Below are 5,382 nucleotides of genomic sequence, written 5' to 3'. Positions count from 1 at the left end.
AAAATCAGTTTTCGTCCTAAATGACATTCACTTCGTCCATACCGTCAAAAAGTTATAAGTAAATCTTTCAGCATTTTAAATGCCTATGCTGTCGGAATCTCCGACACCCTCAAAAGGTCGTTGTTAGGTTTTTGGACTCTGAATCCAAAAACTTCTCTAATCTGGAGCAACGTATTCTGATATGATACGATTTTTCCGTTTGGCTCATTTGGACTAAAGCTATTTCTAGCAATAAAAAAGGCGTGTCCATCTTAGACACACCTTAAAATTATGCTTGATATGTTAAAATTTGCCCCTTACAGCCGTTTTAGTCTTAAAAACATACAAATGGTTATTTAAAATATTAAAACGCCTTAAAATGGCTTTTATTTGAGTTTTTTGAATAGTCCAAACAACGTTGGCACGAATTGTGCAACCTCTTTGCGACTCTCCTCTAATTGCTCTTGATTCTCCGCTAATTTCTGCTTTGTTTCGGCTAACTCGTCATGCTCTTTATCTGCCAAAAGTAAAAGGGTGTCCGTCCTCGTTTTGTCCTCGATAAGCTGAGTACGTTCCTCTAACAGCTGATTTATTTTGTCTTTAGCCTTATCTTTTTCAGCCTGGAGTGCAATTATTATGTCCTTGGCGCTATTAAGTTCGGCTTTTAAGGACTCGATCTCGGCGGTTAGTTCTTCCCTTGGGTCTACTACAATAGGTCGTGGCTGCCTATGCTCATTCAGAAATTTAATAGCCGTATCATCAAGCACTTGCTTATTATTTTTGGTTTTAATATGCCCTTTTAACTCTTTTTTGTATAGCCTCACTTGTTTTCGTACAGCTTCATAGCTGACGTGCTGACTCTTGGCATACTCAGAAAATGACATCTCCCTTACTTCTTCCATGACGATAAACTCCCCTTTAACAAAACGTTGTTCCGAGTTGTGCAACTCAGTTGTGGCGATAGTGTAAAATTCCGTAAATATACGGTGTACACACTATTATCATACACGTTTTTGTGGTACAATAAAAGTGTCGATAAATTCCCATTGTGGCGATGGGTTTAAAGAGTCAATAGCTGTTTAGCTGTTGGCTCTTTTGCTTTGGGTACACCCTTAAATCAGAACATTTTTGCAATATCCGCACTATAAGCCTTTTTATATTTTTGGGATTTTTGTGGCACAAAATATTTCTGATCTGAGCGACTCTTTTTTGTTTTGCCGGTTTTTTGGAGTGTTAACCCTCGTCAAAATGGCTTATGAAATAATTACCCTATACCCCTTTTTAGTTTTGCGGTAGAATCTGGGGCTTACCACGGCTCTGACAGCAATTTCTGTGAAACCCCTACCACACCCTTATTTATGGCAATAAAAAAGGACTCGCCACAACGTAGTAGCAAGTCCATGCGCTTTATTCAGCTTTTAATTCTGATTTGTACTTGTAGAAACTATTTCTGCTGACTCCGACTAACTTCATGCACTCTACATCATTAAGTGTGCCGTCAAAGTCCTTGCTGTACTTCCGAATATCCTCTTTAGCCTTTACAGCTTTTTTGACATTCAGCTTAGCACCTTTAATCTGTCCTATCTGTTTACCATTCAAACGAGCGGTTTCAATTCCCTCTTTAGTTTTTTGGTGTAAATCCTCGACTTCCTTTTCAGCCTGGTCAAATGCAATCCTTATTTGCTTTACAGCCAACTTACGGAAATAGTTATTGATACCCTTAAATATCTCGTCCTCGTCCGTACCGATTAAGGCTATTCTGTCTTGACAGTTCTCAGCATATACAGCCGTGTCAATGAAATGTTCTTTCAGAAATACGAGGTTCACTCCTCTTTCAAGTAGTGCGAAGTAGGTTTCAACACCCTCATCCGAATTACGGCTCATACGGCTTACGCTGTCAAATACAATCGTATCGCCATCTTTAACAGCCTTGAATAATTTATTCCATTCTGGGCGGTCTATCTTTGTGCCTGTAAAGGCTTCTTGACGTATCACAACGTTGGGATAAGCGGTTGTAATGTTTCTGATTTGGCGGTTAATGCTCTGCGTTTTTCTTGATATTCTGCAATATCCGTATACTGTACACATAGTTATAAATTCCTTTCATTGTGGCGGTTTAGTATTACTTCTGACGTTCGTCAGATTTGTTACTAATAATATACCACCACCAACAACAAAAATCAATAACTTTTGGTACAAAATTTATACACGTCATTTTTGGTACTACTATTTAGCTGTAGAACTTCTTTCCTCTTTGCTCGGCTCTGTCCGTCCTCATGCGCTGAGTCCACTCGTTGTATTTATCACGACTCTTTTCCCAAAGTGCAGACAGCTCAGCGGATGCTTTAAAGCGGTCGCTCTGCTCAACAGCGGTATTGCTTTGCTTTACTTGCCGTACAAACTCGCTATATGTCTGAATCATACTTTTCTCCTCTTTATTGGCTCATATCTGCCCCTAACAGTATTTCAGTAGGCGTTTATGCCTAAATGATGTTATAAAGGCGCTATAGGGGCAAATATAAGCGTATATGGCTGAAACTAGCAACTAATCACAATGTATATGAAAAACAATATAGTCTGTATTACGCATACAGCTGTTATGCGCTTATTGAATCTCTCCAAACGATACAACTCGGACTCATGCTGAAATACTGTTATAACGTCTTTATCATCCATGTTTTTAGTCCTCACTCATGTTAGTAGGCTCTACACCTTTTAGCTTTGCCATGGCATTAAATGCCTTTTCCCACTTAGGGAAGTCCTCAACTGTCAGCGGTCTATTAAAAGTTTTAGTATTCCGCTGTTGGTCTTGGCGGTAAAAGTCCTCTACTTTCTGCACTCTCTCTCGATATCGGTTATAATGCTCTGGATCCTCTCTCTTGAACTTGCTCATGGTATTTATATAGTCCTCACCACAAACTAGGTGTAACCGTAGGAAAGTGTTAAATTTCATGCCGTTTTTTCTCCTCTCTTTTTTTAATGTCAAAGATATACAAGGGGCTTAGTCCTTTTCGCTTTTCTCCTCACCCTCAAACATAGGCAGAACTAGATATCTGTCTATGCTGTGGAAATCGTAATGATGTTCTTCTTCAACACTACTTATGGACTCAATCTGCAATTGGTCGCTGTAACCGCCCCAATTTTTCAGCATAAATATTGAACTTGCCGGATTTAGTTTACCGCTTAGACTCGCACTCTCTATAAAGCTAACAATCAGCTGTTTTGCTTGTCTGCATATTTGCGACCATTCCGAGGAATACTTATAGCGACGGTCATTGTTATTGCACCAATTCCAAAAAGTCTGTCGTGTTATGCCTAGACTCAGACTCAACGACTCAATGCCTGGTCTAAAATCATTATCAATGCAAAACTGAAAATAGCTGTTTATCCTCTCTCTCAGTTCCTTTTCGTCCTGTGGCGCACCTTGCTTAGATAATTCCATAAGGCACCCAACTGTAGAACCGACAAATTCAGTTCCATTCACTTCATTCAGTGCGCTAGTCAAATGATTGTTTTTACCTCTGCTCATGAATCATCCTCTCCGAAGTAATCACGCAATATATCAAAGCACCCATTACTGAATACCCTCGTACAGCATGGCTTTAATCCGTAATAAACGCCGTTATACATTCCTCTAATGCCGTTCCGTATGGTCTGAACCGAAACTCCGATAAAATCAGCTAGGTCGGCTTTAGTAGGGCGTATATGGCTTTTATTGCACGTTTTTTCATAGTCTTTCAGTAAATGTCGTAGTTCTTTAACTTCTATCATGGCTTTTCCACCTCATAAGCCACTCCGAATATAAATTAGGCTCTGTTATCTGTAATAGCTGTAGCCGTTTATTAGCGTCATGGTATATTTCTGGATATATCTGAGCGTAGAAACCACTCTCAGCGACAGCTTTTACTTTGCAAAATACGTCATAGTCAATTATCCGTGTCATGTTTCTGCGCTCTAAATACATTCCAATAGGCATCCAACAGACTCTCAACAGCTTTTTGTTTTGACGGATTGTCTGCTAGTTTATCCCTCAGAACGTCATTGATCTCCTCAACAACGCGAATATTAAATTTAAGTTCTGCCACTAAAAATATTTTCTTTTCTATCTCAGCTAATAACTCTCCATAAGTCATAGTCGTAAACTCCTCTCAAAAAAGTCGATTTGGGTTTTCATGCGGTTTTTGATGTTATTTCTTAGTGATTTGATAAAAAATTAAATGCCAATACAGACAGATAGACACCAAATATATATATTCCGACACTATAGTAAAGTGTGAGCGCTTATCCTCAACTCTATAAATGGCTTATTTATGCGGTTTCTTATTTTCACTAATTCCCTAAAATGGTCGTACAGTTTACCATGGTGTACTGTATAGTTCACTATAGTGAAGTGCATTTTAAACTCACGCTGTATCATCTTTTCTTTTCCATTTACTCGAAAAGCGGTAAATAGTGACATTCTTATCCCATGCGGTATGTTTTCCTTTACCGCCATAAGCCACCTCTATAAAGCCTTTTTCTATCAATTCCTTTTTCAACTTAGTGACGTATGACGCCTTTAGTCCGTATGGTTTATAAAATGTTTCCGAAAACACAAAATAACCTTTGTCTTGAACTGTCCGCTTATTTATCCTTGATTGGTCGTTGATGTCCTCGTCACTCATACCTAAATCAAGTAATTGGTTATATTCCTTTAGGGTTTTATATAGTTCGTTACGCTGTTCCTCGGTTTCTCTATTTGTGGCAAGTAGAATATAAAAGTATCTGCCCGCATACGATAATGATTGAAACGTTGGGTCTGTCAGTAGTTCTGGTGGTAACATCAAAAACTTTTCTGGTAAACAGTCGGAATATAAGTAGTGCTTTATCTTGTTGTTCTTTTTCCCCATGTTTCGTGGCGATCTCCTCTTATCATTCAGTTTTTAACTTGTCGATAGCTTTTAAAATCCGTTCCTTACGCTCAGCCGTCAGCGGAATTGACAGCCAACTATTCAAAGTCCATTTTGAAACGCCTATAGCATAAGCAACTTGATATTGCCTTAAGCCTGACTTTTCAATTTTTTTCCGAATAGTTGCATTAACTTTCGTTTTTTCCATGCCCTTAGTCCTCCTCTATTTTTTGTAGCTTGTAATATCTATCAACACCGCTCAAAGTAAAAATATGTATATGCGGTATTTTTTGTGAGTCATGCCATCCAAAACGCCCGTCAGAAGTCGGACGCTCTAAAATGTTGTGAATAATCGTATGGCAGAATTTACAGCATGAAACCAAGTCCCACTCAATATTCTCGTTCGGTACTCTGTCATAACTAAGGTGATGTACCTCTACTGGATTGCTCGGAGTTCCACGGACTCCACAACCAACGCAAGTAAAATTGTCTTTTCTCAACCTTGCAAGCGCTT

9 protein-coding genes are annotated in these 5,382 nt (G+C 38.9%); all 9 read right to left on the bottom strand.

Annotation, left to right across the window (positions count from 1 at the left end; all coding sequences use genetic code 11):
- Positions 1 to 365: 365 nt before the first annotated feature.
- Entirely contained in the window at positions 366 to 881 is a 516-nt protein-coding gene (locus BMW61_RS21340) for a hypothetical protein (RefSeq protein ID WP_091826074.1), read from the bottom strand.
- A gap of 505 nt (positions 882 to 1,386) precedes the next feature.
- Entirely contained in the window at positions 1,387 to 2,067 is a 681-nt protein-coding gene (locus tag BMW61_RS21335; RefSeq protein ID WP_091826071.1) for a recombinase family protein, read from the bottom strand.
- A 142-nt stretch (positions 2,068 to 2,209) separates the two neighbouring features.
- Positions 2,210 to 2,401, bottom strand: a complete 192-nt coding sequence (locus tag BMW61_RS21330; RefSeq protein ID WP_091826068.1) for a hypothetical protein — start codon at positions 2,399 to 2,401, stop codon at positions 2,210 to 2,212.
- Between the two features lie 258 nt (positions 2,402 to 2,659).
- On the bottom strand, positions 2,660 to 2,932 hold the full coding sequence (locus tag BMW61_RS21325; protein WP_091826064.1) for a hypothetical protein: 273 nt from the start codon (positions 2,930 to 2,932) through the stop codon (positions 2,660 to 2,662).
- 48 nt (positions 2,933 to 2,980) lie between these two features.
- Positions 2,981 to 3,508, bottom strand: coding sequence for a terminase small subunit (locus BMW61_RS21320; protein WP_091826061.1), 528 nt, complete (start codon positions 3,506 to 3,508; stop codon positions 2,981 to 2,983).
- A gap of 397 nt (positions 3,509 to 3,905) precedes the next feature.
- Positions 3,906 to 4,112 (bottom strand): hypothetical protein, encoded by a 207-nt coding sequence (locus BMW61_RS21305; RefSeq protein WP_091826053.1) that lies wholly within the window; start codon positions 4,110 to 4,112, stop codon positions 3,906 to 3,908.
- Between the two features lie 270 nt (positions 4,113 to 4,382).
- Positions 4,383 to 4,868: a hypothetical protein gene (locus BMW61_RS21300; protein WP_091826050.1), complete on the bottom strand. Its 486-nt coding sequence runs from the start codon at positions 4,866 to 4,868 to the stop codon at positions 4,383 to 4,385.
- A 22-nt stretch (positions 4,869 to 4,890) separates the two neighbouring features.
- Entirely contained in the window at positions 4,891 to 5,076 is a 186-nt protein-coding gene (locus tag BMW61_RS21295) for a helix-turn-helix domain-containing protein (protein ID WP_091826047.1), read from the bottom strand.
- A 4-nt stretch (positions 5,077 to 5,080) separates the two neighbouring features.
- Positions 5,081 to 5,382: hypothetical protein (locus BMW61_RS22330; RefSeq protein WP_207650212.1), on the bottom strand; the 302-nt coding region annotated here is incomplete at its 5' end.

The sequence above is a fragment of the Butyrivibrio sp. ob235 genome (assembly GCF_900109475.1).
GTDB lineage: Bacteria > Bacillota > Clostridia > Lachnospirales > Lachnospiraceae > Butyrivibrio.
The sequence above is the reverse complement of the archived record's forward strand: the minus strand, read 5'-3'. Positions and strand labels throughout refer to the sequence as shown.

Coding starts and splice junctions, on each gene's coding strand:
- BMW61_RS21340 (WP_091826074.1), bottom strand. CDS start 881: ATGGAAGAAGTAAGGGAGATGTCATTTTCTGAGTATGCCAAGAGTCAG.
- BMW61_RS21335 (WP_091826071.1), bottom strand. CDS start 2,067: ATGTGTACAGTATACGGATATTGCAGAATATCAAGAAAAACGCAGAGC.
- BMW61_RS21330 (WP_091826068.1), bottom strand. CDS start 2,401: ATGATTCAGACATATAGCGAGTTTGTACGGCAAGTAAAGCAAAGCAAT.
- BMW61_RS21325 (WP_091826064.1), bottom strand. CDS start 2,932: ATGAAATTTAACACTTTCCTACGGTTACACCTAGTTTGTGGTGAGGAC.
- BMW61_RS21320 (WP_091826061.1), bottom strand. CDS start 3,508: ATGAGCAGAGGTAAAAACAATCATTTGACTAGCGCACTGAATGAAGTG.
- BMW61_RS21305 (WP_091826053.1), bottom strand. CDS start 4,112: ATGACTTATGGAGAGTTATTAGCTGAGATAGAAAAGAAAATATTTTTA.
- BMW61_RS21300 (WP_091826050.1), bottom strand. CDS start 4,868: ATGGGGAAAAAGAACAACAAGATAAAGCACTACTTATATTCCGACTGT.
- BMW61_RS21295 (WP_091826047.1), bottom strand. CDS start 5,076: ATGGAAAAAACGAAAGTTAATGCAACTATTCGGAAAAAAATTGAAAAG.